Genomic DNA, 25366 nt, shown 5'->3' on the forward strand with positions numbered 1-25366 from the left:
TCATCTGGAGGCGGCAGGGCATGAACACGCAGCACACGACACAAGCAGCAATGCAGTTGCAACAAGCGCCGGCATCCGGCACGGAACTTAAGCTCGACACGCGGCTGACCCGCGAAGCGGCCGAACTGCTGGCCAGGGCGGACATCCACTTGAACGGGCGCGCCGCCTGGGACATGCAGCTGCGCAAGCCCGGCGTACCGGAGCGGGCCTTCGCCAGCGGCAACCTGGGCCTGGGCGAGGCTTACATGGATGGCGACTGGGATGCAAATCAACTCGACGAATTCTTTTGCCATCTGCTGCGCGCCCGGGTAGCCGACGACGTGCGGCCCATGCGCCTGGCTTGCCACGCGCTGTACGCGCGCCTGTTCAACCTGCAGACGGAGCGCCGCGCCTGGATGGTGGGCAAGGAGCACTATGACCTGGGCAACGCCTTCTATGCGGCCATGCTCGATCCGCGCATGACCTATACCTGCGGCTACTGGAAGGACGCCGGCAACCTGGCCGAGGCGCAGGAAGCCAAGCTCGATTTGATCTGCCGCAAGCTGCGCCTGGAGCCGGGCATGCGCGTGCTCGACATCGGCTGCGGCTGGGGCAGTTTCATGCGCTATGCGGCGGAAAAATACCAGGTGCAGTGCGTGGGCGTGACGATTTCGCAAGAGCAGGTCGCCTACGCGCGCGGCATGCCGGGCGGAGAAAACCTGGACTTCCGCCTGCAGGATTACCGCGACACCAATGAAAAATTCGACCGCATCGTCAGCATCGGCATGTTCGAGCATGTGGGGCACAAGAACCACCGCACCTTCATGCAAGTGGCGCACCGCTGCCTGGAAGACGACGGCCTGTTCCTGCTGCACACGATCGGCAAGAACAAGCGCGATTCCGCGTGCGACCCGTGGATCGACAAATACATCTTCCCGAATGGCGACTTGCCCTCCATCGGCCAGATCGGCGACGCCATCGATGATCTGTTTGTCGCCGAGGACTTGCACAACTTCGGCGCCGACTACGACAAGACCCTGATGGCCTGGCACGCGAACTTTGAGCAGGCCTGGCCGCAGTTTGCGGCCCAGCTGGGCGAGCGCTTCCACCGCATGTGGTCCTACTATTTGCTGTCCTGCGCGGGCGCCTTCCGCGCGCGCGACCTGCAGCTGTGGCAATGGGTCTTGTCGAAGCAGGGTGTATTGGGTGGCTACGGGCGTGTCAGTTGAGATGCGCGTCAGCTGATATGATGGCTTGATGGATATCAATCAAGCGCGTACCTTCCTGGAAGTGGCTTCCTGCGGCAGCTTCATCATGGCGGCCGAACGCATGCACGTGACGCAGACGGCCGTCAGCGCCCGCATCCGCACCCTGGAGCAGCAGCTGGGGCGTCAATTGTTCGTGCGCAACAAGGCGGGCGCGCGCCTGACGTCGGCCGGCGAGCGCTTCATGCGCCACGCGGCCACCATGGTGCAGGTGTGGGAGCGGGCGCGCCATCAGGTGGCCTTGCCGCCGGGGCGCGACGACGCCGTCAGCATCGGCTGCGAGCTGAGTTTGTGGCAGCCGCTGCTCGGCGACTGGCTGATACGCATGAGCCGCGACTGCCCCGAGATCGCCTTGCGGGCCGAAGTCGACAGTCCCGCGCGCCTGCTCGACGCCGTGCACGACGGTTCGCTCGACCTGGCCGTGCTGTACAACCCGCCGCAGCGCCCGGGCCTCGTCAGCGAACTGCTGGCCGAGGAAAAGCTCGTGATGGTGACCTCGCGCGACGACGGGCAGATGCATGCCGATGCGTATGTGTACGTGGACTGGGGGCCGGCGTTTGCCGCCAACCACCAGGCGGCGTATCCTGAACTGAGCAGCCCGCCCGTCTCCATTTCGCTGGGGCCGCTGGCCCTCGTGTATCTGCTGGAGGTGGGCGGCGCCAGCTACTTCCGCATCGGCAGCGCGCAGCCTTACCTCGACGCGGGCCTCCTGCACCGCGTGCACGACGCGCCCGAATTCTCGCACTCCGCCTACGCCGTGTATGCGGCCCAGCGCGACAACCCGACCCTGGACCGCGCCCGCGCCTGCCTGATCGAGGTGGCGGAGAAGATCAAGTAAGTTCGACAGACGTAAAAAAGCCGACCCGCGGGTCGGCTTTTTGCTGTTTCAATCGCAGCGCTTAGTCGCGGCTGCCGCCGGCGAAGCCCAGGAGCGACAACAGGCTGGTGAAGATGTTGTACACGTCCAGGTAGATGCGCAGGGTGGCCGAGATGTAGTTGGTCTCGCCGCCGTTGATGATTTGCTGCACGTCATACAGGATGTAGGCCGAGAAGATGGCGATGGCGACCATGGAGATCACGATCGACAGTGCCGACAGGCCCAGGAAGATGTTCGCCACCGATGCCAGGATCAGCACGATCACGCCGGCGAACAGCCATTTGCCCATCGCGGAAAAATCGCGCTTCGACACCGTGGCGATCGTCGCCATCACGGCCAGGATGGTGGCCGTGCCGCCGAATGCCGTCATGATCAGCATGCCGCCGTTCGAGTAGCCGAGCGTGCGCGTCAGGATAGGCGTGAGCATCAGGCCCATGAAGAAGGTAAAGCCCAGCAGGACGGCGACGCCCAGGCCCGAGTTCTTGGTTTTCTCGATCGCGTACATGAAGCCGAAAGCGACGGCCATGAAGATGATGAAGCCCATGCCGCCGGTCAGCATCGGCAAATGCATTTGCACGCCGATGAAGGCGCCCAGCACGGTCGGTATCATGGACAGTGCCAGCAGCCAGTAAGTGTTGCGCAAGACCTGATGGCGGACTTGCTGCATGCCCCCCGACAGGTCAAAGGTGCGTTGCATGTTCTGATTCATAGTGCCTCCGTGTTGTCAATTCAAATTACTACTTTGCCCAAGGATAGCATGGACCCCGGTTTTTACAAAAAAACCAGCTTAAGATTTAATTAAACTCAGGCAAGGGCGGAAGATGCCCACCTGCCTGTCTGGGTGATATGGGGTGGAGTATGGTAAAATCAAAGGTTGATTGAGTTATCAATTTACCGTTTTAAACCTTTCTTTTTATTGGAGTTTTCACACATGGCAATCGAACGCACCCTGTCGATCATCAAACCAGACGCAGTTGCAAAAAACGTAATCGGTCAAATCTACACCCGTTTTGAAAACGCTGGCCTGAAAATCGTTGCAGCACGCATGACCCAACTGTCGCGCGAACAAGCTGAAGGCTTCTACGCAGCGCACAAAGAGCGCGGTTTCTTCAAAGACCTGGTCGACTTCATGGTTTCCGGTCCAGTCATGATCCAGGCCCTGGAAGGCGAAAACGCCGTTCTGGCCCACCGTGACCTGATGGGCGCGACCGATCCGAAGAAAGCAGAAAAAGGCACGATCCGCGCCGATTTCGCCGATTCGATCGACGCTAACGCCGTACACGGTTCCGACGCTGTCGAAGCTGCTAAAGTGGAAATCGCTTACTTCTTCCCAGAACTGAAGGCTTAATTGTCTTAGATAACGTTATTTCCTGGCGTTATCTGTGAAATAACTTATCACCCCCTGTTCCCGCTGCGCTGTGGAGTTTTTGCTCCGGATGCGCGCGGGGACGGATTTTTAGAATAGACAAGATCATGAATACGACGACCCTCACCAACTTGCTGGACCTCGATCCCGCGCAACTCATCGCCTACTGCGCCGAGTTGGGGGAGAAACCGTTTCGTGCGAAACAATTGCAACGTTGGATACACCAGTTCGGCGCTTCCGATTTCGACGCCATGACGGACCTGGCCAAGTCGCTGCGCGACAAGCTGGCCACGCGCGCCGAAGTGCGCGCCCCGGCCATCATCAGCGACCACACGTCGACGGACGGCACGCGCAAGTGGCTGGTCGACGTGGGCAATGGCAATGCCGTGGAAACCGTGTTCATTCCGGAAGAAAACCGCGGCACCCTGTGCATCTCGACCCAAGCCGGCTGCGCCGTGAACTGCCGTTTCTGCTCGACGGGCAAGCAAGGCTTCAACCGCAACCTCAGCGTCGGCGAAATCATCGGCCAGCTGTGGATGGCCGAATTCGAATTGCGCCGCACCAAGGGCATCGAACCGGGCCCGAAAGGCGAGCGCCAGATCACCAACGTGGTGATGATGGGCATGGGCGAGCCCCTGCTGAACTTTGAACCGACCGTCACGGCCCTGAAATTGATGCTTGACGACAACGCCTACGGCCTGTCGCGCCGTCGCGTGACCCTGTCGACGTCGGGTGTGGTGCCGATGATGGACAAGCTGTCGCAGGAAGTGCCGGTGGCCCTGGCCGTCTCGCTGCACGCCTCGAACGATGCCTTGCGCGACGGTTTGATTCCACTGAACAAGAAATATCCGCTGAAGGAATTGATGGCGGCGTGCAAGCGCTACCTGGAATTCGCCCCGCGCGATTTCATCACCTTCGAATACTGCATGCTCGACGGCGTCAACGACAGCGACGAGCACGCGCGCGAACTGCTGGCGCTGGTGCAAGACCGCGAGTTCGGCGTGAACTGCAAGTTCAACCTGATTCCCTTCAACCCGTTTCCCGAGTCGGGCCTGTTCCGCTCGAAGAACCCGCGCATCAAGGCCTTTGCCCAGGTGCTGATGGATGGCGGCATCATCACCACCGTGCGCAAGACGCGTGGCGACGATATCGATGCGGCCTGCGGCCAGCTGGCCGGCGAAGTCAAGGACCGCACGCGGGTGCAGGAACGCATGGAAAAGATGACGGAGTATCAACAGAAATTCGGCGCCAATTTCGGCAAGATCGTGGAGATCCGCTCCTGATGGGAGAAGGCATGGCTTACCATCGCTCGCTCGCTGTGGCCGCTGTTAGCCTGGCTGTGCTGCTGGTCGGCTGTGCCTCTTCCACGCCGGATGCCGGCGCCAGGGCCGCGCGCCAGGATGCGCAGGCCAGCGCCCCGCAGCGTGCCGCGCTGCGCCTGCAGCTGGCCAGCGCGTATTATGCGCAAGGCCAGCTGGACGTGGCCCTGGCGGAAGCGGAGCAGGCCGTGCAGCTGGCGCCGGACGATGCGCAAGCGTATGGCATGCGCGCCCTGATCTTCGCGGCCCAACGGCAAACTTTGCCAGCCGAGAAAGATTTCCTTTACGCTTTGCGCCTGGCGCCCCACAATCCTGAGTTGAGCAATAATTACGGTCTGTTTTTGTGCCAGACGGGACGCGCCGCGCAATCGCTGGCGTATTTCGATGCGGCCCTGGTCGACGCGGCGTATGTGTCGCCGGAAAAGGCGCTCAATAACGGGGGCGCCTGCAGCCTGGCCCTGAAAGATTACCCGCGTGCGGGGGCATATTTGTTGCGCGCCGTACGCATCGCACCGGACGTGGCAGTGACGAACGCCGGCCTGGTGCGCGTGTATTACCAACAGCAAGACTACCGGCAGGCGGCCTATTATTTGCAGCGGCTCGGTAAGATAGCGACAATGGAGAGCCAGACGGCCGATGTGCTGTGGCTCGGGATCAAGGTGCAGCATAAGCTCGGGGATGCGGGTGCGGAAGCTGGCCTGGGGGCGCATTTGCGCAACCACCATTCCGGCTCGCCCGAATATGCTGCTTATCAAAATGGGGCGTTTGATGAGTGAGACAGGGATACCAATGAATTCAGAGTGGGCAGAAACGCCTCGGCAGCAGCCCCAGGGCAATCTGGCGTCGGCCGGCGCGCAGTTGAAGGCGCAGCGCGAAGCGCTGGGCTGGCCGGTGGAGCAGGTGGCGGACCAGCTCAAGCTGGCGCCGCGCCAGGTGATCGCGCTGGAAGAGGGCGACATGGCGGCCTTGCCGAACCTGGCGGTCGTGCGCGGTTTCGTGCGCGCCTATGCCAAGGTGGTGCGTCTTGACGCGGCACCGCTGGTGGCCATGATCGAAGTCCATCCGGCGCCGGCGCAGGACCCGGCCGCGCCCGTGCGGCGTGAAATTTCCGCCACGTTTTCCGAATCGCGCTTCCCGTCGATGACGCAGCGTTCGTCGAACCAGGCGCCCCTCTGGATCGCCGGCGTCGTGGCCGTCGTCGCGGTTGCCTTCGGCGCGTACAAGCTCGGTTATGTGCCGGCCAGCCTGCTGTCCTCGCATGCCGAGAAGGAAGCCGTGCATGCGGACGTGGGTCCCGTGGAAACGACCCTGATCAAGCCGGGCCAGGACCTGACGCCCGTGCAGACGCCGTCCGTGCCGCTGATTTCCGTGCCGCCGCCGCCAGGCAACGACACGCAGACGGGCGCGCCGACCGCTTCCGCCGCCGCTTCGGCGCCGGCTGCCGCCGCAGTGCCGCCGGCCGCCGCACCGGCCGCGACTGCCCCGGCTGTGGCCACGCCGGCCGCCGTTACGCCGCCTGCCGCCGCTGCGGCCGTTGGCGCGAATGCGCTGGTGCTGAAGGTGGAACAGGATTCGTGGGTCGAGATCCGCCGTCCTGGCACCACGCCGCTGATTTCGCGCATGGTCAAGGCGGGTAGCACGGAAACGTTCGATATCACGGGTCCGGCCACCCTGGTGGTGGGCAAGCCGGGTGTTGTGCAGGCAACCTTGCGCGGCGCCAAGCTGGACTTGCCGACCGTCGCGGGCGGCACGATTTCGCGCGTGAGCATTAAGTAATTGTCAAACAAGCATCAATCAGGCATTGAAATTAGTCGGTTAAGCAAGTAGTTTAAATAAGCAAACTCAGAAGATAATATTATGGCGACTTCGAAAACAGCGATCGGCTCCGGCCCTTCCGATCGGCGCGACAGCCGCAAGGTGCTGATCGCGCACGGCCAGCGCCAGATCTGGGTGGGCGGCGACGCCCCCGTGGTGGTGCAGTCGATGACGAATACGGATACGGCCGATGCCATCGGCACGGCGATCCAGATCAAGGAACTGGCGCGTGCCGGTTCGGAACTGGTGCGCCTGACGGTGGACCGCCCGGAAGCGGCTGCGGCCGTGCCCTACATCCGCGAACAGCTCGACAAGATGGACATCGATGTGCCGCTGGTGGGCGATTTTCACTATAACGGCCATACCCTGCTCAACGATTATCCCGATTGCGCGCGCGCGCTGTCGAAGTACCGCATCAATCCGGGCAACGTGGGCAAGGGCGCCAAGCGCGACACGCAATTCGCGCAAATGATCGAAGCGGCGTGCCGCTATGACAAGCCGGTGCGCATCGGCGTGAACTGGGGCAGCCTGGACCAGGCCTTGCTGGCGCGCATCATGGACGAAAACGCGGGCCGCGCGGAACCGTGGCCGGCGCAAGCCGTCATGTACGAGGCGCTGGTGACGTCGGCGATTGAAAACGCCGTGCGCGCCGAAGAGCTGGGCCTGGGCCGCGACAAGATCATCCTGTCCTGTAAGGTATCCGGCGTGCAGGACCTGATCGCCGTGTACCGCGAACTGGCGCAGCGCTGCGACTATCCGCTGCACCTGGGCCTGACGGAAGCGGGCATGGGCAGCAAGGGCATTGTCGCGTCCACGGCGGCCCTGGCCGTGCTGCTGCAGGAAGGCATCGGCGACACCATCCGCATCTCGCTCACGCCCGAGCCGGGCGGCGACCGCACGCGCGAAGTCATCGTCGGCCAGGAAATCCTGCAAACCATGGGCTTGCGCAAGTTCGCGCCCATGGTCATCGCCTGTCCCGGCTGCGGCCGCACGACGTCGACCACCTTCCAGGAGCTGGCCGACAACATCCAGACGTATTTGCGCGAGCAGATGCCGGAATGGAAGAAATCGTACCCGGGCGTGGAAGCGATGAACGTGGCCGTCATGGGTTGCATCGTTAACGGCCCGGGCGAATCGAAGCATGCGAACATCGGCATCAGCCTGCCCGGCACGGGCGAGTCGCCGGCCGCGCCCGTGTTTGTCGACGGCGAAAAAGTCGTCACCCTGCGCGGCGAACGCATCGTCGAGGAATTCCAGGACATCGTCTTGAATTATGTAAAGAGTCACTACGGAAAAACGGTTGCCGCCTGAGCCTGATCCGATCAAAAGCAAAGAAGAATACTATGTCCGAAAATAAGAAGTTCGATAAAATTACCGCGGTGAAAGGCATGAATGACGTGCTGCCCGCCGACGCCCCGCTGTGGGAATTGTTTGAAAACACGGCGCAGTCCGTGCTGCAAAGCTATGGTTTCCAGCAGATCCGCACGCCGATCGTGGAAGAGACGAAACTGTTCGCGCGCGCCATCGGCGCCGTGACCGATATCGTGGAAAAGGAAATGTATTCGTTCACCGATTCGATGAACGGCGACAACCTGACCCTGCGTCCCGAAGGCACGGCCGGCGTGGTACGCGCCGTCGTCGAGCATAACCTCGTCTACGAAGGCCCGAAACGCCTGTGGTACAAGGGCCAGATGTTCCGCCACGAGCGTCCGCAGAAGGGCCGCTACCGCCAGTTCCACCAGTTCGGTGTGGAAGCCATCGGCTTCACGGGCCCGGACATCGACGCGGAAATCATCATGCTGTCGCGCCGCCTGTGGGATGACCTGGGCCTGGAAGGCATCCGCCTGGAACTGAACTCGATCGGCGACGCGGCCGAGCGCCTGCGCCACCGCGCCGACCTGATCGCCTACCTGGAAAGCCACAGCGAGCTGCTCGACGAAGAAGCCAAGCGCCGCCTGCACAGCAATCCGCTGCGCATCCTGGACACCAAAAACCCTGCCATGCAGGACCTGGTCAATGGCGCGCCGAAGCTGCTGGACTACCTGGGCGAGGAATCGCTGGCCCACTTCCACGGCGTGCAGAAGATCCTGAACCACAACAATATTCCGTTCACCATCAATCCACGCCTGGTGCGCGGCCTCGATTACTACAACCGCACCGTGTTCGAGTGGGTCAGCGACAAGCTGGGCGCGCAAGGCACGGTCTGCGCCGGCGGCCGCTATGACGGCATGGTGGAAATGTTCGGCGGCAAGCCGACGCCCGCCGTCGGTTTCGGCATGGGCGTGGAGCGCCTGGTGCTGTTGATGAAGGACGCGGCCGAGCCGGAAGCCCCGGCCCAGTGCGACGTCTACCTGGTGCACCAGGGCGAGCAGGCAGGCTTGCAAGCCTTCGTGCTGGCCGAGCGGATTCGCGATGCGGGCCTGGACGTTGTGCTACATTGCGCAGCGAGCAACGGCGGCGGCAGCTTCAAGACGCAAATGAAGAAGGCCGATGCCAGCGGCGCGGCGTTTGCCGTGATCCTGGGCGACGATGAAATCGCCAATCATGTCGCCACGGTGAAAGCCATGCGCGAAGCCGATGCGGGCGCGCAGCAGAACACGGTGCCGTTCGACGACGTCGTCGACTACGTGGTGGACCAGATCATCGGCGACCACGATTGCGGCCACGACCATGGCCCTGGCGGCCACGTGCATCACCACCACTGATTTGAAGCAAGACCGTTCCACCCTCGATCAACTACTCATTAAAACTGACGACCCATGGCATACGATCACGAAGAACAAGAACAACTGGCAACCCTCAAGGCCTGGTGGCAGCGCAATGGCAATCTGACCTCCTGGGTCCTGATCGTGGCGCTGGCCGGCTACAGCGGCTGGGCCGGCTGGCAGTACTACCAGCGCACGCAGGCGGCGCAAGCGGGCCAGTTGTACGACGAACTGCAAAACGCCATCACCGCCAAGGATACGGCCAAGGTGATGCGCGCGGCCGGCGACATGCAATCGCGCTTCAGCGGCACGGCGTATGCGCAGATGAGCGCCCTGGCCGCGGCCAAGGTGGCGTTCGACGCGAATGACCTGAAAACGGCGAAGACCCAGCTGCAATGGGTGGCCGAGCATGGCACGGAAGAGTACAAGGCCATCGCCAAGCTGCGCCTGGCCGGTGTCCTGCTGGACGAGAAAGCCTACGATGAAGCGCTGAAAGTACTGGCGACGGCGACTGTGCCGCAATTTGCCGGCGCCGTGGCCGACCGCAAGGGCGACATCCTGGTGGCACAAAACAAGCTGGCCGATGCCCGCACCGCCTACCTGGCCGCGATAGCCGCGACGGACAAGAACAATCCAGGCCGTCAATTGATCCAGGTCAAGCTGGAAGCGATCGGCGGTACGGTACCGGAAGACAAGGCCAAGGCTGACAAGGCTGCCGCCTGACAGGAACACTGATGGTGCGGCTGCGCGGCGTTTTTGCCGCCTGCCTTGCCCTTACAAGTACAAGAAAAAGGTTGGATAACACTTATGCGTGTCACTGAAAAGCTGGTAGCTGCAAGCCTGTTGGCCCTGATGGCCGGTTGCTCTTCCTGGAATCCGTTCGCCTCGAAAGATCCGAAAACCGAGCCAGCCAAGCTCGTCGAGTTAAAATCGAGCCTTGCCGTGCGCGACGCCTGGAAATATTCGATCGGCAAGGCGGGCGTATATGCGTTCTCGCCGGCGCTGGCGGGCAGCAGCGTGTACGTGGTCAGCGCCGACGGCGCGCTGGCGCGCCTCGATGCAGCCAGCGGCCGTGAAGCGTGGCGCATCAAGGCGGGCAGCGACATCACGTCGGGTGCCGGCAGCGACGGCACGGTCGTGGCCGTGGGCGCCGCCAAGGGCGCCGTGCTGGCCTTCGATGCCGATGGCAAGCAATTGTGGAAGGCGCAGGCGTCCAGCGAAGTGCTGACGCCGCCAGTGGTGGGGCAGGGCGTGGTGGTGGTGCGCAGCGTGGACAACCGCATCGTCGGCCTGGATGCCAAGACGGGCGAGCGCAAGTGGACCGTGCAGCGCGCCACACCGGCATTGACCCTGCGCAATGCGCCGGGCATGGTGCTGGGCGGCGCGAACGTCTACGTGGCCCAGCCGGGCGGCAAGCTGCTGGCACTGACGGCGGCCACCGGTGTGGTACGCTGGGAGATCATCGTCAGCGAGCCGCGCGGCGCCACCGAACTGGAGCGCGTCTCCGACATCGCCGGCACGCCGGTGGTGTTCGAAGGCGAAGTGTGCACCGTCACGTACCAGGGCAAGGCGGGCTGCTTCGACGCCGCCACGGGCGTGCCGCGCTGGACCAAGCCGATCTCGTCCGACGTGGGCGTGGCCGTCGACCAGCGTTTCGTGTTTACCGCCGATGACCAGGGCGCCGTGGTGGCGTTCAGCCGCGAAGGCGGCCAGAGCGCCTGGAAGAATGACGCGCTGGCACGCCGCCGCCTGTCGACGCCGGCCTCGTTCGGCCGCAGCGTCGCCGTCGGCGACTATCAGGGTTATATCCACTTCCTGTCACGGGAAGATGGCGCATTAATAGGTCGGATCAGCACCGACGGCAGCCCGATTGTTGCGGCTCCCGTTGTTGCCGGTTCGAATTTGATTTTTCAAACCCAATCAGGGACAGTGACCGCTCTCGCGGTCGAGTAATGTAATGAAGCCGGTAATTGCACTTGTTGGTCGACCCAATGTTGGGAAATCGACCTTATTCAATCGTCTGACCCGCTCGCGCGATGCGCTGGTGGCGGATTTGCCTGGGTTGACGCGCGATCGTCACTATGGCGAAGGCCGTGTCGGCGAACGTCCCTTCCTCGTCATCGATACGGGTGGTTTCGAACCCGTCGCCAAGGAAGGCATCATGCACCAGATGGCACTGCAGACCAAGCAGGCCGTGGCCGAGGCCGACGTGGTGGTGTTCATCGTGGACGGCCGCCAGGGCCTGACCCCGCATGACAAGACCATCGTCGACTTCCTGCGCAAGAGCGGCCGCCCGGTCTTGCTGGTGGTTAACAAAAGCGAAGGCATGCGCTATACGGCCGTCGTGTCCGAATTCTATGAATTGGGCATGGGCGATCCGTATGCGATCTCGTCGGCGCACGGCGACGGCGTCAACGACCTCGTCGAAGTGATGCTGGACCTGGCCTTCGCGCAGCGTCCGGATGAGCCGGAAGAGCTGGAAAAGACCGACCGCGGCATCAAGATCGCCCTCGTCGGCCGTCCGAACGTGGGCAAGTCGACCTTGATCAACACCCTGCTGGGCGAAGAGCGCGTTATCGCCTTCGACATGCCGGGCACGACGCGCGATTCGATCGAGATTCCGTTCGAGCGCGATGGCCAGCAATACACCTTGATCGACACGGCCGGTATCCGCCGCCGCGGCAAGGTATTCGAAGCGATCGAGAAATTCTCGGTGGTAAAAACCCTGCAGTCGATTTCCGAAGCCAACGTGGTCGTGCTGATGCTCGACGCGCAGCAGGATATTTCCGAGCAGGACGCGCATATCGCCGGCTTCATCCTGGAATCGGGCCGCGCGCTGGTGGTGGCCGTGAACAAATGGGATGGCTTGCAATCGCACCAGCGCGACGAAATCAAGATCGATATCGACCGCAAGCTCGATTTCCTGTCGTTCGCGCAGATGCATTTCATTTCGGCGCTGAAGGGCACCAACATCGGTCCGCTGATGAAGTCGCTCAACGCCGCGTATGCGGCCGCCATGTGCGACCTGTCGACGCCGAAGTTGACGCGCGCCCTGATCGAGGCCGTGGAGAAGCAGGAGCCGCGCCGCAAGGGCTCGATCCGTCCGAAGCTGCGCTATGCCCACCAGGGCGGCATGAACCCGCCTGTGATCGTGATTCACGGCAATGCACTCGACGCCGTGGGCGATCCGTACAAGCGTTATCTGGAAAAACATTTCCGCGATACGTTTGCATTGGTCGGTACGCCGCTGCGCATCGAGTTGCGTACGGGTAAAAACCCGTTTGCGCGCACGCCAAGCAAGTAAAATTAAGTGCATATTAAGGCGCCGCAGAGATAATGCGGCGCCGACAGCAAATAAATAGGGCCATTTGCACGGAAATAATAAAGTGTTAATGCGCCATGCGCGACAGCGATCGCGAAAACAGGTTACAGTAGCTGCGATGCATCTTTCTCTCTTTGAAAGGTGTGAGAGCACTTGAAATCAAGCGAGTCGCCTCCAATTCTTACACAACAACATAAACAACGGAGCTGTTATGAGCAACAAAGGGCAACTGTTACAAGACCCATTCCTCAATGCATTACGCAAAGAGCATGTTCCTGTCTCGATTTATCTGGTCAATGGCATTAAATTGCAGGGCCATATCGAATCGTTCGATCAATATGTCGTATTGCTGCGCAATACGGTCACGCAGATGGTCTACAAGCATGCCATCTCGACGGTGGTGCCGGCCCGTGCCGTCAATCTCAATATTGAATCTGAAGCGGAGTAAAGCGTTGAGCTTGACGGCCCAGCGCCTTTCACTCCCCATCGCCCCCGTCCGCGCCAGCGGCGCTGATGCGTTTGCATCGGCGTCGGCGTCCGCCTCAACGTATCCGATGCCATCATGCGCGCGGCACTAGTCGGGGTTGACTTCGGTCACAGCGACTTTGCCGCCAGCATGGAGGAACTCATGCTGTTGTCGCGTTCCGCCGGTGCGGATCCGATTTCCACCATCACGGCCAAGCGTTCCAGTCCGGATTCCGCGTACTTCGTCGGCAGCGGCAAGGCCGATGAAATTGGCGACGCCGTCGTCAACGATGGCCTGGAAATCGTCATCTTCAACCATGCCCTGTCACCTGCCCAGCAGCGCAATCTGGAAAAGCGCCTGAATGTGCGCGTGCTCGACCGTACCAGCCTGATTCTCGATATCTTCGCGCAGCGCGCCAAGAGCCACGAAGGCAAGCTGCAGGTCGAGCTGGCCCAGTTGCAGCATCTGGCCACGCGCCTGATCCGCGGCTGGACTCACCTGGAACGGCAAAAGGGCGGTATCGGCTTGCGCGGTCCCGGCGAGACGCAGCTCGAGACCGACCGCCGGCTGATCGGCGAGCGTGTCAAGTCCCTGCGCGCGCGCCTGGAAAAGCTGCACAAGCAGCGCGAAACGCAGCGCCGCGCGCGCGGCCGCAATCACACATTCTCGGTGTCCCTCGTCGGCTACACCAATGCCGGGAAGTCGACCCTGTTCAATGCCGTGACCAAGGCCGGCGTGTATGTCGCCGACCAGTTGTTCGCCACCCTGGACACCACCTCGCGCCGGGTTTACCTGGGCCAGGAAGTGGGCAATGTGGTGATCTCCGACACGGTCGGCTTCGTGCGCGAATTGCCGCACCAGCTGGTGGCCGCCTTCCGCGCCACGCTCGAGGAGACCATCCATGCCGATCTGCTGCTGCACGTCGTCGACGCCGCGTCGCCGGTGCGCATGGAGCAGATCGAGCAGGTCAACCTGGTCCTGAAAGAGATCGGCGCCGATCATATCCCGCAAATCCTCGTGTGGAACAAGATCGATGCGGCAGGGCTGGAACCTTCGGTGGAACGCGATGAATATGCTACGATCAGTCGCGTGTTCGTCAGTGCGCAGAAGGGCAGCGGTCTCGACCTGCTGCGCGATGCCATTGTCGAAATGGCCAGGAAGGCGCCCGGTTCGGCCCACCTCTATCAGAACGATGAGAGCGGCGAAGCTGCGCTGCAGGAAGATCAGTTTGACGGTCAGCACGACCAGCACGATGGCGCCGCCCCGGACCAGGACGAAGAGCCTGGCGAGGACGATAGGTTTTCCACCCACTCCCAAGTCGGAACACGATAGTTATGCTTGTCTCCCTACTCAAAAAAACAGGCTTGAAGTTGTCCCTGAACGATCCCCGCTGGGGCAATCGCAAGGACGACGGCAAGAAAGCCCAAGAAGGCAAAAAGCCCGGCGAAGGTCCGCCGGACCTCGACCAGCTGTGGCGCGATTTCAATCAGCGCCTGAACGCCTTTTTCGGACAGAAGAACCGTCCCGACAACGGCGGCAATGGCGGCGGCGGCCCGCGCCCTGACATGAAGGGTGCCGGCATCACGGCCGGCGTCGTCGGCGTGATCGCCGTGCTGATCTGGCTCGCCAGCGGCGCCTTCATCGTGCAGGAGGGGCAGAGCGGCGTCGTGCTGACGTTCGGCAAATACAGCCACACCACGCCGGCCGGTTTCAACTGGCGCTGGCCGTATCCGTTCCAGACCGACGAAACCGTCAACGTGTCGCAGGTGCGTACCGTGGAAGTGGGTTATCGCACGTCGCTGCGCAACAAGCAGGCCAGCGAATCGCTGATGCTGACGGACGATGAAAACATCATCGACATCCAGTTCGCGGTGCAGTACACCCTGAAAGATCCGGTGGCCTGGCTGTTCAGCGTGCGCGACCAGGAAGACACCTTGCGCCAGGTCGCCGAAACGGCGATCCGCGAAGTGGTCGGCCGCAGCAAGATGGACTTCGTGCTGTATGAAGGACGCGAGAAAGTCGCCTACGAAACGCAGCAGCTGATGCAGCAGATCCTCGACCGCTACAACGTCGGCGTCGTCATCACCAACGTGACGATGCAGGCCGTGCAGCCGCCTGAGCAGGTGCAAGCCGCCTTCGACGATGCCGTCAAGGCTGGCCAGGACCGTGAACGCCAGAAGAATGAAGGCCAGGCCTACGCCAACGACGTCATTCCGAAAGCGCGCGGCGCCGCATTCCGCCTGATCCAGGAAGCCGAGGCGTATCGTTCCATGGTGACAGAGAACGCCGCGGGTAACGCGTCGCGCTTCAAGCAGGTGCTGGTCGAGTACCAGAAGGCGCCGGCCGTCACGCGTGACCGCATGTACCTGGAAACCATGCAGCAGGTATTCAGCAGTGCCAGCAAGGTCATGGTCGATGCGAAGACGGGCAGCAACCTGCTGTATCTGCCGCTCGACAAATTGATCGCCCAGACGGCAGCGTCGGACGCCTCGGCCGCGGCAGCGCGCGCAGCGGCGGCCGCACCCGCAGCCAATACCGTAATGCCACAGGAAGCCATGCAGACAGTAGAAGTCAATTCGCGTCGCGAGAGCCGCTCTTCGCGTGAACGGGAGAGCCGTTAATGAACCGTATCGTTGCCGCCCTGATCGCGGGCTTTATCGCGATCATGCTCCTGTCCTCGACCGTGTTCGTCGTCGATCAGCGTAAATACGCGATCGTCTTCGCCCTGGGCGAGGTCAAGGAAGTGATCAGCACCCCGGGCTTGTACTTCAAGCTGCCGCCGCCATTCCAGAACGTCATGTACCTGGACAAGCGCGTGCTGACCATCGACACGCCGGAGCCGGAGCGCTTCATCACGGCCGAGAAGAAGAACATCCTCGTCGATGCCTTCGTCAAATGGCGCATCACCGATCCGAAGCTGTATTTCCGCAGCTTCGGCGGCGATGAGGGCCGTGCCCGCAACCGCATGTCGCAAATCGTCAAGGCCGCCCTGAACGATGAAATCACCAAGCGTACCGTGCGCGAAGTGATCTCGGGCCAGCGCGGCAAGGTGATGGAGGCGATCCAGGCCAAGGTCTCGGCGGAAGCCAAGTCCATCGGCGTGGGCATCGTCGACGTGCGCCTGAAACGCGTCGACTACGTCGAGCAGATCAACAACTCCGTGTACGACCGCATGAAGTCCGAGCGCGTGCGCGTGGCCAACGAACTGCGTTCGACGGGTTCGGCCGACTCCGAGAAAATCCGCGCCGATGCCGACAAGCAGCGCACGGTGATCCTGGCCGAAGCCTACCGCGAAGCTGAGAAGACCCGCGGCGAGGGCGATGCCCAGGCGTCGCAGATCTATGCGGAAGCGTTCGGCAAGAATCCGGAGTTCTACAAGTTTTACCGTAGCCTGGAAGCCTACCGCGCCACCTTCAAGGACAAGGGCGACGTGATGGTGGTCGATCCAAGCTCGGAATTCTTCAAGTACTTCAAGGGCGGCGGCGCAGCCGCTCCGGCCAAGAAGTAAGACAGCAGCACACTGCTTCCGTCCGCAAGGGCGGGGGCGGCACCAGCGGGGCCGGCGTCTGACGTCGGCCCCGTTTTTTTGTGCCTGCCATGCTGTTGCGGGAATGCGTAAAATGGGGCGTTTTTCGCCTTGCGCGGCATCGATTCGGACAACTTATCCCTAAAGGCCCGTGTTTTCGCGTAAAATATCAGGTTCGGCCTCTTGCCTGGCGCGCCCGCCGCTGCCTCGCATGATGCATTTTTCAACTTTCTTCCGTATCTCGCTCCCTCATGCCGAATTGGCTTTTGCCCGAAAATATTGCCGATGTTCTGCCGTCGGAAGCGCGCAAGATCGAAGAGCTGCGCCGCCTCATGCTGGATAATTTCCGTCTGTACGGATATGAACTGGTCATGCCGCCGCTGCTCGAGTATCTGGAATCGCTGATGACCGGCGCTGGCAAGGATACCGACCTGCGCACGTTCAAGCTGGTCGACCAACTGTCCGGCCGCATGCTCGGCCTGCGCGCCGACATGACCACCCAGGTGGCGCGCATCGACGCCCACCTGCTGAACCGTGCCACCGTGACGCGCCTGTGCTACGCCGGCAGCGTGCTGCATACCCGTCCGTCGGGCCTGCACGCCACGCGCGAACCGTTGCAGATCGGCGCCGAAATCTATGGCCACGCCGGCCTGGAAGCGGATGCCGAGATCCAGGAACTGGCGCTCGCCTCGCTGGCACTGGCCGGTTTCGACAGCGTGCGCCTGGATTTGTCGCACGTGGGCCTGTTGCGCGCTATCATTGCGCAAGACGCCGCCGCCGGGCGCGACGAGGCTGCGCTGTACACCCTGCTGCGCGCGAAAGATGCGCCGGGCCTGCGCGCCCTGACGGCCGGCTATGACGCCGTGACGCGCGATGCGCTGCTGGCTCTGCCGAACCTGTATGGCGACATCGACGTGCTGGCGCGTGCGCGCGAAGTGCTGCCGCCGCTGCCGGGCGTGCTCAAGGCGCTGGCCGAATTGGCCGCGCTGGCAGGTTCCGCCCTGGGCCGCGCCGAAGTGGCGATCGACCTGGCCGACCTGCGCGGCTACCAATATGAAAGCGGCGCGATGTTTGCGCTGTATGTACCTGGCTTGCCGAACGCGGTTGCGCGCGGCGGCCGTTATGACCACGTCGGCGAAGCGTTCGGCCGGGCACGTCCCGCGACCGGCTTCTCGCTCGATTTGCGCGAACTGGCGCGCCTGCTCCCCACGGCGGAACGGAAGCATTCGATCCGCGCCCCATGGGGCAGCGCGCCGGAATTGAAGGAAAAAATCGCCGAGTTGCGCAAGGCGGGCGAGGTCGTGATCCAGAGTATGCCGGGTCACAGTAATGAACAAGACGAGTTCGAGTGCGATCGCGTGCTGGTACTTGCCGATAATGGTAGTAGCTGGATTCTTAAAAACTTAGGTTGAGTGATGTCAAAGAAAATTATGGCAAAGAACGTTGTTGTCATCGGCACCCAATGGGGCGATGAAGGTAAAGGCAAGATCGTCGATTGGCTGACCGATCACGCCCAGGGTGTGGTGCGCTTCCAGGGCGGCCACAATGCAGGCCACACGCTGGTCATCGGCGGCGTCAAAACCGCGCTGCAGCTGATCCCGTCGGGCATCATGCGTCCAGGCGTCGCCTGCTACATCGGTAACGGCGTGGTCGTTTCCGTGCCGGACGTGCTGCGCGAAATCGACAAGCTGGAAGCCGTTGGCGTCGAAGTCGCCTCGCGCCTGAAAGTGTCGGACGCGGCGCCCGTGATCCTGCCTTACCACACCGCGATCGACCTGGCGCGTGAAGCCAAGCGTGGCGATGCGAAGATCGGCACCACCGGCAAGGGCATCGGTCCGGCCTACGAAGACAAGGTGGCGCGCCGCGCGATCCGTATCGCCGACTTGCTCAACGAGAAGCGCTTTGCCGAAAAGCTGGCCGAAAACCTCGATTACCACAACTTCGTGCTGGAGCACTACCTGAAGGCGCCGAAAGTCGACTATCAGAAGACCCTCGACGACGCGCTGGCCTATGTGCCGCGTCTGCGTCCGATGGTCACCGACGTATCGAGCGCGCTGTACAAGGCGCACAAGGCCGGCGCCAACCTGCTGTTCGAAGGCGCGCAAGGTTCCCTGCTCGACGTCGACCACGGCACCTACCCGTTCGTTACCTCGTCGAACTGCGTGGCCGGCAATGCCGCCGCCGGTTCGGGCGTGGGTCCTGGCATGCTGCACTACATCATGGGCATCACCAAGGCTTACACGACGCGCGTCGGTTCCGGCCCGTTCCCTTCGGAACTGCCAACGGATGCGGGCGTCGGCCACCACCTGGCGCAAGTGGGCCATGAATTCGGCACCGTGACGGGCCGTGCCCGCCGCTGCGGCTGGTTCGACGCCGCCTTGCTGCGCCGCTCCGTGCAGATCAACGGCGTGACGGGCATGTGCCTGACCAAGCTGGACGTGCTGGACGGTATCGAAACCCTGAAGCTGTGCACCGGCTACACCATCGACGGCGTGGCCACGGACATCTTCCCGTCGGGCGCCGAAGAAGCCGCCCGCTGCGTACCCGTGTACGAAGAGATGCCGGGCTGGACGGAAAGCACCGTCGGCGCGAAATCGCTGGCGGCCCTGCCTGCCACGGCGCGCGCCTACATCAAGCGCATCGAAGAGCTGGTCGGCGTACCGGTGGACATGGTGTCGACAGGTCCGGATCGTGAAGAAACGATCGTGCTGCGCCACCCATTCGAGTAAGCTGCTGGATACAATCCGCCGCAAGGCGGATTTTTTTAATCACGCTAATAATAAGATTCCACTATCATGACTACCCCACAATCGAACGATCAACATCTCTGGGTCAACTGGGAAGAGTACCACCGCCTGATCGAGCGTCTGGCGCTCAAGGTCCACGAATCGGGCTGGAAATTCGACCAGGTATTGTGCCTGGCGCGCGGCGGCGTGCGTCCCGGCGACGTCTTCTCGCGCATCTTTGATTTGCCGTTGGCCATCCTGTCGACCAGCTCCTACCGCGAAGACAAGGGCACCACCCAGGGCGACCTGGATATCGCCAAGTACATGACCATGACCAAGGGCCCGCTGGCCGGCCGCATCCTGCTGGTCGACGACCTGGCCGATTCGGGCGTCACGCTGGACAAGGTCACGCGCCACCTGAAGGACAACTTCCCGGGCGTGACCGAAGTCAAATCGGCCGTGATCTGGCTGAAAGGCTGCTCCGTCGTGCGTCCCGACTACTTCCTCGATGAGCTGCCACACAACCCGTGGATCCACCAGCCATTCGAAGACTATGACGGCCTGCGCCCGCACCAGCTGGCGGCGTGGATCAAGAAGGGCGAGTCGAGCAAGTAATTCGCTTGCACTCTTGCTAAAAAAAGACGATCGTGTATCGTCTTTTTTTTCGTCCAAGGAAATGCGATGACCATCCTGCACACGGCGCGGCTGCGCCTCGAACCCGTCACCGACCAGCATTACGACGCCATGCATGCCATGAACTCTGATACCGAGGTGATGACCTACCTCAATGCGGGCCAGCCGGAGACGGAGGAACACACGCGCGCCGCCGTTGCCCGCATCATGGGGCGCTGGGCCGAGTGGGGCTATTCATGGTGGGCCCTGATGCGTACCGAGGACGAGGTGCTGGTGGGGCTGGCCTGCCTGCAGCATATCGGCGGCGACAAGGAGAAACCGCACGAAATCGGCTGGCGCCTGGCGCGCGCCGGCTGGGGCAAGGGTTATGCGAGCGAGGCGGCCAATGCCATCGTCGCGCATGCGTTCGACGTCGTCGGCGCACCCGAAGTGGTGGCCGTGGCGCATCCCGACAACGCCGCCTCGATCAAGGTCATGACGCGCCTGGGCATGCAGTACGTGGGCATGGAGCGCCACTACGACATCGACAGCGTGGTGTACCGCCTGGCGCGCCCATGACGGCAAGCGTGAAGCCCTTGAAGCTGGGCTGCAGCTACGGCGTGCGGTTTTCACCGGATGGCGCGCGGCTGGCCGTGCTGGGCCGCGACCTGGTCCTGTGGGACGTGGCATCGCGCCGGAAACTGTGGCGCGGCAAATTCATCGCGCATATGTCGGGCATGGCGTTTTCGCCCGACGGCAGCCGGATCGCCATCAAGAGCACGACGGGCCAGATGGCCATGGTCGATGCCGCATCGGGAAATTTGCTGCTCAACTTCCAGAATAAAAAGGATGGCGAGGGCTGTGGTCCCGCATGGTCGCCCTGCGGCCGCTATCTGGCCGACGGCAGCTGGGATGGCCGCCTGCGGCTGCGCGACGCGCAAACGGGCGAGGTGCTCTTCATGCAGGAGCATCCGCGCGAGATGCTGCGCAGCGTTTGCGCCATCGATGGCGGACGGCGTCTGCTGCTCCAGCATGGCGTCAAGTCGGTGGAGGAAGGGCAGGTGCAGCCGCCCGACTACTGCAGCCTGTGGGACTGGCCGCTGCAGGCGGGGGGCGGCCGCGTGGTGCTGTCGCTGCCAGGCATCAGGTCATGCGCGCCATCGCCCGATGGCGGGCGCCTGGCCGTGCTGCACCACGCTGGCGGCGACGAGTGCCTGTCCGTGCACGCGATCGACGATGGGCGCCGCCTGGCCACGGTGCCGGTGGAGGCGGGCGGCGGCACGGGCAATGCCTTGCGCTGACTGCCCGATGGCAGCGCGCTGGGACGCATCGGCAAGGGCAAGCTGCTGTTTTACGCCTGGCCCGGCCTCGATGTGCTGGCGCAGGAAGATTTTACCTATCCCTGCGCGCTGGACTTTTTGCCTGCCTCGCCACTGGCCGCCATCGGCTCGTGGGAGGCAGGTATGTTGACAAATCTGAACGTTCACAAGGAAACCGCATGATCACCTGTTATTTGCGCTACATCATCGATCCATACAAACTGAAGGAATTCGAAGCTTACGGCAAGCTGTGGATACCGCTCGTCGAGCGCTTCGGCGGCCAGCACCACGGCTACTTTTTGCCGTCCGAGGGCGCCAGCAACGTGGCGCTGGCCATGTTCTCGTTTCCCAGCCTGGCGCTGTACGAGCAGTACCGCAGCGATTCCATGCAGGACGCCGAATGCCAGGCCGCCTTCCGCTACGCCGAGGAGACGCGCTGCATCGTCAGCTACGAGCGCAGCTTCTTCCGGCCCGTGTTTGCCTGATATGCCTCAGTCGCGCTGCGGCGCACCGAGGGGGAAGAGGTGGCGGTACGGGCGTGCCTCTTCCACCGCGCGGGCAAACGATGGACGGGCCAGCAGGCGCGCGCGATAGGCGCGCAGCAGGGGCAGGGTGGCGGGAATCGGCTGCGTCCAGTCCGCATAGAACAGCGAGGGGGCGGCCGCGCAGTCGGCCAGCGTAAAGTGTTCGCCCGTGGCCCACGTCATGCCGGCCAGGCGGGTTTCCAGCCAGGCGTAGGCGAGGTCCAGTTTTTCTCCGGCCTGCGCGCGGCCTTCGCGCGTCTTCGCCGGGTCGCCCGTCAGGGCGGCGCCGACGGCATGCTGCACGGGCGTCATGACGTGCAGGTCGAAGTAGCGGTCGAGAAAACGTACGTCCAGCGCCCGCATCGGGTCGTCCGGCAGCAGGCGCAGCGGGCCGGGATGGGCCAGTTGCAGGTATTCGATGATGATGCTCGTCTCGGCGACGTTGCGCTCGCCGTCCACCAGCAGCGGAAACTTGCGTAGCGGCCAGCGCTCCAGCCACTGCTGCAGGTGTTGCGGCATGTCCGGCGCCAGGCAGCGGAACTCGAAGGGCAGGGCATTCTCGTACAGGGCGATGAGCACCTTCTGCGTGTACGATGAAAAAGGGTGGCCGTAGAGGATGAGCGACACCGTAGTATCTCCTTTGCAAGGTTGGCAACATGCGCGTGCTGTAACGATAGTGCAATGACGGGCGCAATGCAAGCAGTCCTGGCAGGGCGTCAGCGCATTGCCGTTGCGGCCGCGCATCCTGGCGGCCGTTATTGCGCGTAGTTTCCCGCGCCCCGTGTCCGCGCGCCGGTGGCGGACTCAGTCCGCATGGAATTCGCTGGCCGAGACGAACAGATCCCACGAAGCGATGAACAGGGCGGCCACCACGGGGCCGATGACGAAGCCGTTCAGGCCGAACAGGGCCATGCCGCCCACGGTCGACAGCAGCACCACATAGTCGGGCATCTTGGTATCCTTACCCACCAGAACGGGGCGCAGTACATTGTCGACCAGGCCGATGACGAAGACGCCGAAGGCGGCCAGGCCCGCGCCTTGCCAGATGGCGCCAGTGGCCAGGAAGTAGGCAGCCACGGGCGCCCAGACGAGGGCGGCGCCGACGGCCGGCAGCAGCGACAGGAAGGCCATCAGCACGGCCCACAGCAGGGGTGCAGGCACGCCGAGGAACCAGAATGCCAGGCCGCCCAGGGCGCCCTGGGCGATCGCCACGAGGATGTTGCCCTTCACCGTGGCGCGGATCACCGTGGTGAAATTGGTAAACAGGCGCTGCTTGTACTTGCGGCTTAGTGGCACGGCATCGCGGATGCGGGCCGACAGGGTCGAGCCGTCGCGCATGAGGAAAAACAGCAGGTACAGCATGATGCACAGGCTGGTCAGGAATTCGAAGGTGTACAGGCCCACATTGATGGCTTTCACGGCCACCACCTGGCTCACCTGCTTGGCGCCCTCGGCCAGCTTGTCTTGCAGGCTGGCCAGGCTGGACAGGTTGAAGCGCTCGAGCAGGTTGATCAGCTATTGCGGCAGCACGGCCATGATTTTATTGAAGAACATGCCGACCGTGATTTCACCCGAACGCACCATCTCCACCACGCCCGCCGCCTGGTTCACGAGCGACACGGAAATGAGCGACAGCGGCAGGATGACGATGACGATAATCAGCAGCAAGGTCAGCAGCGAGGCCAGCCCGGCGCGCCCTCGCGTCCTGAGCAGCAGCCAGCGGTAGACGGGCGCGAACAGGATCGCCAGCACCACGCCCCAGAAGATGGCGCCCGCATACGGCGCCAGTATCCAGCCGAAGCCGATGGTGACGATGCTCAGCAGGAGCAAGAACACTTTCTGATGCAGCGTGAGGGTAGGCATGGGCGGTAGCGGAATGATAATGGTTGAGTTGCCTCATCATAAGCGGGGCCAGTGGTCCGGGGCTACACAATTGTGGCGCTGCGTGCGCCATGCCACCATTCTCAGGCATATGCGGCACGATGCTGATGGAGTGGCTGGAAAAATCAGAACCGGATGGGACAAGGTGCCGCGGTCCCTTCGCCAAAACCGGCGTAGCCGGAGCGCGCGCTGAGGTTCAGCGTCATGTTGCCCTTGTCCGGCATGTAGATGCAATATTCTCCGGTCGCCGTGACGATGCGGTAGATGCGCTTGGGGTCGTTCGGCGCGCTCCACAATTCGATGCGGGCCGCTTCGAACCACTTCGGCTTGACCGCCGCATGCGCTTGCGCGAAGCCTTTCGCCAGGCGCGTCTGCGGCGTGTCGGCCGGCGCCGTGAACTCCTGCGGATGCTCGGCGCGCAGCTGGCGGTCGATGGCGCCGGCCGCCTTCAGGGCCTGTTGCGCCAGGGTGGCCGTGCCGGAGGCCGGTGTCGCTGGCGCTGCTGCAGGCGCGGCCGTGAAGGCATGGTCTTCAGGCTTGTCTGGCGGTGATGCCGGCGTGGCGGGCGCAACGGCCTTGGGCGGTGACGCATCCGGCGGGCTTGCCGGTGCCGCACGGGCAGCCGGCAGGGGCGCGTGCCTGGGGGCAGGCGTGGCAGGGGGGATGAACTCCTGCGCTGGCGGCAGTGACGGCATCAACGTTAGCCAGACCCGGCCGTCGTGCGGCACGTTTTGCCGGACCGGCCGCGTGGCCGCCCAGAACACGGCAACATGCAAGACGGCAATGGCTGCCACGTAGCAGCCTTGGCGGCGTCGGTGGATGAGAAAGTCATGCTGCGCAGCGTTAATGCTCATCTGTTCCATGCTTCCCGGATTACGATGTCACCAGTATGCAAATTTGCAACAGCGGTGTAAACAGCTTTCGGACAGAAGGCGGATGGCGCTCCCCAAGGTAGCGGAAAATGCACCCATGCGGTGATTTTGCTAAGCTGCCATACCGGCTCCCGCCATACACGACAGGAATTGCATGACCGACGAACGCTATTTTTATGAACCTGCGCAGGGCCACGGCCTGCCGCACGATCCCTTCAACGCGATTGTCGGGCCGCGTCCCATCGGCTGGATCGCCACGCGCAGCGGCGCAGGCGTGCTCAATCTGGCGCCGTACAGTTTTTTCAACGCCTTCAATTACACGCCGCCGCTGATCGGCTTTTCCAGCATCGGCCGCAAGGATACCCTGCGCAATATCGAGGAGAACGGCGAATTCGTCTGGAACCTGGCCACGCGTCCGCTGGCCGGGGCCATGAACGCCAGCTGCGCGCCGGCGCCGCCCGAGGTCGATGAATTCGCGCTGGCGGGCCTGACGCCGGCCGCCTCGCGCCTCGTCCAGGTGCCGCGCGTGGCCGAAAGCCCCGTGTCCTTCGAGTGCCGGCGCACGCAGATCATCGAGCTGCAAGGATTGAATGGCGACGGCGTCGGCAGCTGGCTGGTGCTGGGGGAGGTGGTGGGCGTGCATATCGCGCGCCACCTGCTGGTCGATGGCGTGTATGACACGGCCGGCGCGCAGCCCATCCTGCGCGGCGGCGGGCCGGCCGATTATTTCGAGATCGGTCCGGACAGCCTGTTCCAGATGCGCCGGCCGGCCTGGCCCTGAGACAGGCCGGG

At 63.0% G+C, this 25366-nt stretch carries 25 protein-coding genes and 1 pseudogene; 22 read left to right on the forward strand and 4 right to left on the reverse strand.

Going from position 1 to position 25366, the window contains the following annotated elements; genetic code table 11:
• Nucleotides 1–20: 20 nt before the first annotated feature.
• Both cfa and AC07VL_RS23285 read left to right on the forward strand, forming a co-directional pair.
• A complete protein-coding gene (cfa, locus tag AC07VL_RS23280) occupies nucleotides 21–1208 on the forward strand; it encodes a cyclopropane fatty acyl phospholipid synthase (protein WP_494807955.1) in 1188 nt (395 codons plus the stop codon).
• 28 nt (nucleotides 1209–1236) lie between these two features.
• Nucleotides 1237–2082, forward strand: a complete 846-nt coding sequence (locus AC07VL_RS23285; protein ID WP_494807956.1) for a LysR family transcriptional regulator — start codon at nucleotides 1237–1239, stop codon at nucleotides 2080–2082.
• 61 nt (nucleotides 2083–2143) lie between these two features.
• Here AC07VL_RS23285 and AC07VL_RS23290 read toward each other — a convergent pair whose 3' ends face one another.
• Nucleotides 2144–2830 carry a Bax inhibitor-1/YccA family protein gene (locus AC07VL_RS23290; RefSeq protein ID WP_034752039.1) on the reverse strand — a complete coding sequence of 229 codons (687 nt, stop codon included), beginning with the start codon at nucleotides 2828–2830 and terminating at the stop codon, nucleotides 2144–2146.
• Between the two features lie 222 nt (nucleotides 2831–3052).
• On the opposite strand from AC07VL_RS23290, the gene ndk reads away from it, so the two are divergent.
• The 19 genes from ndk to AC07VL_RS23385 all read left to right on the forward strand — a co-directional run bounded on the left by ndk (nucleotide 3053) and on the right by AC07VL_RS23385 (nucleotide 21782).
• Nucleotides 3053–3469: a nucleoside-diphosphate kinase gene (ndk, locus tag AC07VL_RS23295; RefSeq protein ID WP_070223377.1), complete on the forward strand. Its 417-nt coding sequence runs from the start codon at nucleotides 3053–3055 to the stop codon at nucleotides 3467–3469.
• Between the two features lie 125 nt (nucleotides 3470–3594).
• Complete coding sequence (gene rlmN, locus AC07VL_RS23300) at nucleotides 3595–4770, forward strand: dual-specificity RNA methyltransferase RlmN (protein ID WP_034752035.1); 1176 nt, start codon at nucleotides 3595–3597, stop codon at nucleotides 4768–4770.
• Between the two features lie 11 nt (nucleotides 4771–4781).
• Nucleotides 4782–5582, forward strand: coding sequence for a type IV pilus biogenesis/stability protein PilW (pilW, locus tag AC07VL_RS23305; protein ID WP_494807957.1), 801 nt, complete (start codon nucleotides 4782–4784; stop codon nucleotides 5580–5582).
• Nucleotides 5583–5595: 13 nt separating this feature from the next.
• The gene (locus AC07VL_RS23310) at nucleotides 5596–6582 is read left to right on the forward strand and encodes a helix-turn-helix domain-containing protein (protein ID WP_494807958.1); all 987 of its coding nucleotides are present in this window, start codon (nucleotides 5596–5598) and stop codon (nucleotides 6580–6582) included.
• Between the two features lie 81 nt (nucleotides 6583–6663).
• The gene (gene ispG / locus AC07VL_RS23315; RefSeq protein ID WP_494807959.1) at nucleotides 6664–7932 is read left to right on the forward strand and encodes a flavodoxin-dependent (E)-4-hydroxy-3-methylbut-2-enyl-diphosphate synthase; all 1269 of its coding nucleotides are present in this window, start codon (nucleotides 6664–6666) and stop codon (nucleotides 7930–7932) included.
• A gap of 32 nt (nucleotides 7933–7964) precedes the next feature.
• Nucleotides 7965–9326: a histidine--tRNA ligase gene (gene hisS, locus AC07VL_RS23320; RefSeq protein WP_290600726.1), complete on the forward strand. Its 1362-nt coding sequence runs from the start codon at nucleotides 7965–7967 to the stop codon at nucleotides 9324–9326.
• 54 nt (nucleotides 9327–9380) lie between these two features.
• Nucleotides 9381–10049: a YfgM family protein gene (locus tag AC07VL_RS23325; RefSeq protein WP_494807960.1), complete on the forward strand. Its 669-nt coding sequence runs from the start codon at nucleotides 9381–9383 to the stop codon at nucleotides 10047–10049.
• 84 nt (nucleotides 10050–10133) lie between these two features.
• Nucleotides 10134–11279 (forward strand): outer membrane protein assembly factor BamB, encoded by a 1146-nt coding sequence (bamB, locus tag AC07VL_RS23330; protein WP_494807961.1) that lies wholly within the window; start codon nucleotides 10134–10136, stop codon nucleotides 11277–11279.
• A 4-nt stretch (nucleotides 11280–11283) separates the two neighbouring features.
• A complete protein-coding gene (gene der / locus AC07VL_RS23335; RefSeq protein WP_070221915.1) occupies nucleotides 11284–12630 on the forward strand; it encodes a ribosome biogenesis GTPase Der in 1347 nt (448 codons plus the stop codon).
• Between the two features lie 229 nt (nucleotides 12631–12859).
• Nucleotides 12860–13096 (forward strand): RNA chaperone Hfq, encoded by a 237-nt coding sequence (hfq, locus tag AC07VL_RS23340; RefSeq protein ID WP_008450615.1) that lies wholly within the window; start codon nucleotides 12860–12862, stop codon nucleotides 13094–13096.
• A gap of 114 nt (nucleotides 13097–13210) precedes the next feature.
• Nucleotides 13211–14446: a GTPase HflX gene (gene hflX / locus AC07VL_RS23345; RefSeq protein ID WP_494807962.1), complete on the forward strand. Its 1236-nt coding sequence runs from the start codon at nucleotides 13211–13213 to the stop codon at nucleotides 14444–14446.
• Between the two features lie 2 nt (nucleotides 14447–14448).
• Nucleotides 14449–15735 carry an FtsH protease activity modulator HflK gene (gene hflK / locus AC07VL_RS23350; RefSeq protein WP_494807963.1) on the forward strand — a complete coding sequence of 429 codons (1287 nt, stop codon included), beginning with the start codon at nucleotides 14449–14451 and terminating at the stop codon, nucleotides 15733–15735.
• On the forward strand, nucleotides 15735–16622 hold the full coding sequence (gene hflC / locus AC07VL_RS23355) for a protease modulator HflC (protein ID WP_494807964.1): 888 nt from the start codon (nucleotides 15735–15737) through the stop codon (nucleotides 16620–16622). The genes hflK and hflC overlap by 1 nt, the downstream gene beginning before the upstream one ends.
• Nucleotides 16623–16891: 269 nt before the next feature.
• Nucleotides 16892–18052: an ATP phosphoribosyltransferase regulatory subunit gene (locus tag AC07VL_RS23360; protein WP_494807965.1), complete on the forward strand. Its 1161-nt coding sequence runs from the start codon at nucleotides 16892–16894 to the stop codon at nucleotides 18050–18052.
• A 3-nt stretch (nucleotides 18053–18055) separates the two neighbouring features.
• A complete protein-coding gene (locus AC07VL_RS23365; protein WP_086136345.1) occupies nucleotides 18056–19369 on the forward strand; it encodes an adenylosuccinate synthase in 1314 nt (437 codons plus the stop codon).
• A 66-nt stretch (nucleotides 19370–19435) separates the two neighbouring features.
• Nucleotides 19436–19981 (forward strand): phosphoribosyltransferase, encoded by a 546-nt coding sequence (locus AC07VL_RS23370; protein WP_092795180.1) that lies wholly within the window; start codon nucleotides 19436–19438, stop codon nucleotides 19979–19981.
• Between the two features lie 66 nt (nucleotides 19982–20047).
• On the forward strand, nucleotides 20048–20557 hold the full coding sequence (locus AC07VL_RS23375) for a GNAT family N-acetyltransferase (protein ID WP_494807966.1): 510 nt from the start codon (nucleotides 20048–20050) through the stop codon (nucleotides 20555–20557).
• Nucleotides 20554–21279, forward strand: a complete 726-nt coding sequence (locus AC07VL_RS23380) for a WD40 repeat domain-containing protein (protein ID WP_494807967.1) — start codon at nucleotides 20554–20556, stop codon at nucleotides 21277–21279. The genes AC07VL_RS23375 and AC07VL_RS23380 overlap by 4 nt, the downstream gene beginning before the upstream one ends.
• Nucleotides 21280–21476: 197 nt before the next feature.
• Complete coding sequence (locus AC07VL_RS23385) at nucleotides 21477–21782, forward strand: NIPSNAP family protein (RefSeq protein ID WP_152281105.1); 306 nt, start codon at nucleotides 21477–21479, stop codon at nucleotides 21780–21782.
• A 6-nt stretch (nucleotides 21783–21788) separates the two neighbouring features.
• Here the strand turns inward: AC07VL_RS23385 and AC07VL_RS23390 are convergent, their stop codons facing one another.
• The 3 genes and pseudogenes from AC07VL_RS23390 to AC07VL_RS23400 form a co-directional block, all read right to left on the reverse strand.
• Entirely contained in the window at nucleotides 21789–22448 is a 660-nt protein-coding gene (locus tag AC07VL_RS23390; RefSeq protein WP_494807968.1) for a glutathione S-transferase family protein, read from the reverse strand.
• 177 nt (nucleotides 22449–22625) lie between these two features.
• Nucleotides 22626–23684 (reverse strand): annotated as a pseudogene (locus tag AC07VL_RS23395) (AI-2E family transporter).
• A 143-nt stretch (nucleotides 23685–23827) separates the two neighbouring features.
• Nucleotides 23828–24556: a hypothetical protein gene (locus AC07VL_RS23400; RefSeq protein WP_494807969.1), complete on the reverse strand. Its 729-nt coding sequence runs from the start codon at nucleotides 24554–24556 to the stop codon at nucleotides 23828–23830.
• A gap of 172 nt (nucleotides 24557–24728) precedes the next feature.
• Between AC07VL_RS23400 and AC07VL_RS23405 the strand changes: the two genes are divergently transcribed.
• A complete protein-coding gene (locus tag AC07VL_RS23405) occupies nucleotides 24729–25355 on the forward strand; it encodes a flavin reductase family protein (protein WP_494807970.1) in 627 nt (208 codons plus the stop codon).
• Nucleotides 25356–25366 lie beyond the last annotated feature (11 nt).

The organism is Janthinobacterium sp. GW821-FHT03C08 (assembly GCF_059420905.1).

What these genes read in the sequence shown, in the direction of transcription:
- cfa (WP_494807955.1), top strand. Translation starts at nt 21, where the DNA reads ATGAACACGCAGCACACGACACAAGCAGCAATGCAGTTGCAACAAGCG.
- ndk (WP_070223377.1), top strand. Translation starts at nt 3,053, where the DNA reads ATGGCAATCGAACGCACCCTGTCGATCATCAAACCAGACGCAGTTGCA.
- pilW (WP_494807957.1), top strand. Translation starts at nt 4,782, where the DNA reads ATGGCTTACCATCGCTCGCTCGCTGTGGCCGCTGTTAGCCTGGCTGTG.
- AC07VL_RS23405 (WP_494807970.1), top strand. Translation starts at nt 24,729, where the DNA reads ATGACCGACGAACGCTATTTTTATGAACCTGCGCAGGGCCACGGCCTG.
- der (WP_070221915.1), top strand. Translation starts at nt 11,284, where the DNA reads ATGAAGCCGGTAATTGCACTTGTTGGTCGACCCAATGTTGGGAAATCG.
- hisS (WP_290600726.1), top strand. Translation starts at nt 7,965, where the DNA reads ATGTCCGAAAATAAGAAGTTCGATAAAATTACCGCGGTGAAAGGCATG.
- AC07VL_RS23380 (WP_494807967.1), top strand. Translation starts at nt 20,554, where the DNA reads ATGACGGCAAGCGTGAAGCCCTTGAAGCTGGGCTGCAGCTACGGCGTG.
- AC07VL_RS23375 (WP_494807966.1), top strand. Translation starts at nt 20,048, where the DNA reads ATGACCATCCTGCACACGGCGCGGCTGCGCCTCGAACCCGTCACCGAC.
- ispG (WP_494807959.1), top strand. Translation starts at nt 6,664, where the DNA reads ATGGCGACTTCGAAAACAGCGATCGGCTCCGGCCCTTCCGATCGGCGC.
- rlmN (WP_034752035.1), top strand. Translation starts at nt 3,595, where the DNA reads ATGAATACGACGACCCTCACCAACTTGCTGGACCTCGATCCCGCGCAA.
- AC07VL_RS23360 (WP_494807965.1), top strand. Translation starts at nt 16,892, where the DNA reads ATGCCGAATTGGCTTTTGCCCGAAAATATTGCCGATGTTCTGCCGTCG.
- hflK (WP_494807963.1), top strand. Translation starts at nt 14,449, where the DNA reads ATGCTTGTCTCCCTACTCAAAAAAACAGGCTTGAAGTTGTCCCTGAAC.
- AC07VL_RS23285 (WP_494807956.1), top strand. Translation starts at nt 1,237, where the DNA reads ATGGATATCAATCAAGCGCGTACCTTCCTGGAAGTGGCTTCCTGCGGC.
- AC07VL_RS23365 (WP_086136345.1), top strand. Translation starts at nt 18,056, where the DNA reads ATGTCAAAGAAAATTATGGCAAAGAACGTTGTTGTCATCGGCACCCAA.
- AC07VL_RS23400 (WP_494807969.1), bottom strand. Translation starts at nt 24,556, where the DNA reads ATGAGCATTAACGCTGCGCAGCATGACTTTCTCATCCACCGACGCCGC.
- AC07VL_RS23370 (WP_092795180.1), top strand. Translation starts at nt 19,436, where the DNA reads ATGACTACCCCACAATCGAACGATCAACATCTCTGGGTCAACTGGGAA.
- bamB (WP_494807961.1), top strand. Translation starts at nt 10,134, where the DNA reads ATGCGTGTCACTGAAAAGCTGGTAGCTGCAAGCCTGTTGGCCCTGATG.
- AC07VL_RS23325 (WP_494807960.1), top strand. Translation starts at nt 9,381, where the DNA reads ATGGCATACGATCACGAAGAACAAGAACAACTGGCAACCCTCAAGGCC.
- AC07VL_RS23310 (WP_494807958.1), top strand. Translation starts at nt 5,596, where the DNA reads ATGAATTCAGAGTGGGCAGAAACGCCTCGGCAGCAGCCCCAGGGCAAT.
- AC07VL_RS23385 (WP_152281105.1), top strand. Translation starts at nt 21,477, where the DNA reads ATGATCACCTGTTATTTGCGCTACATCATCGATCCATACAAACTGAAG.
- hflC (WP_494807964.1), top strand. Translation starts at nt 15,735, where the DNA reads ATGAACCGTATCGTTGCCGCCCTGATCGCGGGCTTTATCGCGATCATG.
- hfq (WP_008450615.1), top strand. Translation starts at nt 12,860, where the DNA reads ATGAGCAACAAAGGGCAACTGTTACAAGACCCATTCCTCAATGCATTA.
- hflX (WP_494807962.1), top strand. Translation starts at nt 13,211, where the DNA reads ATGCGCGCGGCACTAGTCGGGGTTGACTTCGGTCACAGCGACTTTGCC.
- AC07VL_RS23290 (WP_034752039.1), bottom strand. Translation starts at nt 2,830, where the DNA reads ATGAATCAGAACATGCAACGCACCTTTGACCTGTCGGGGGGCATGCAG.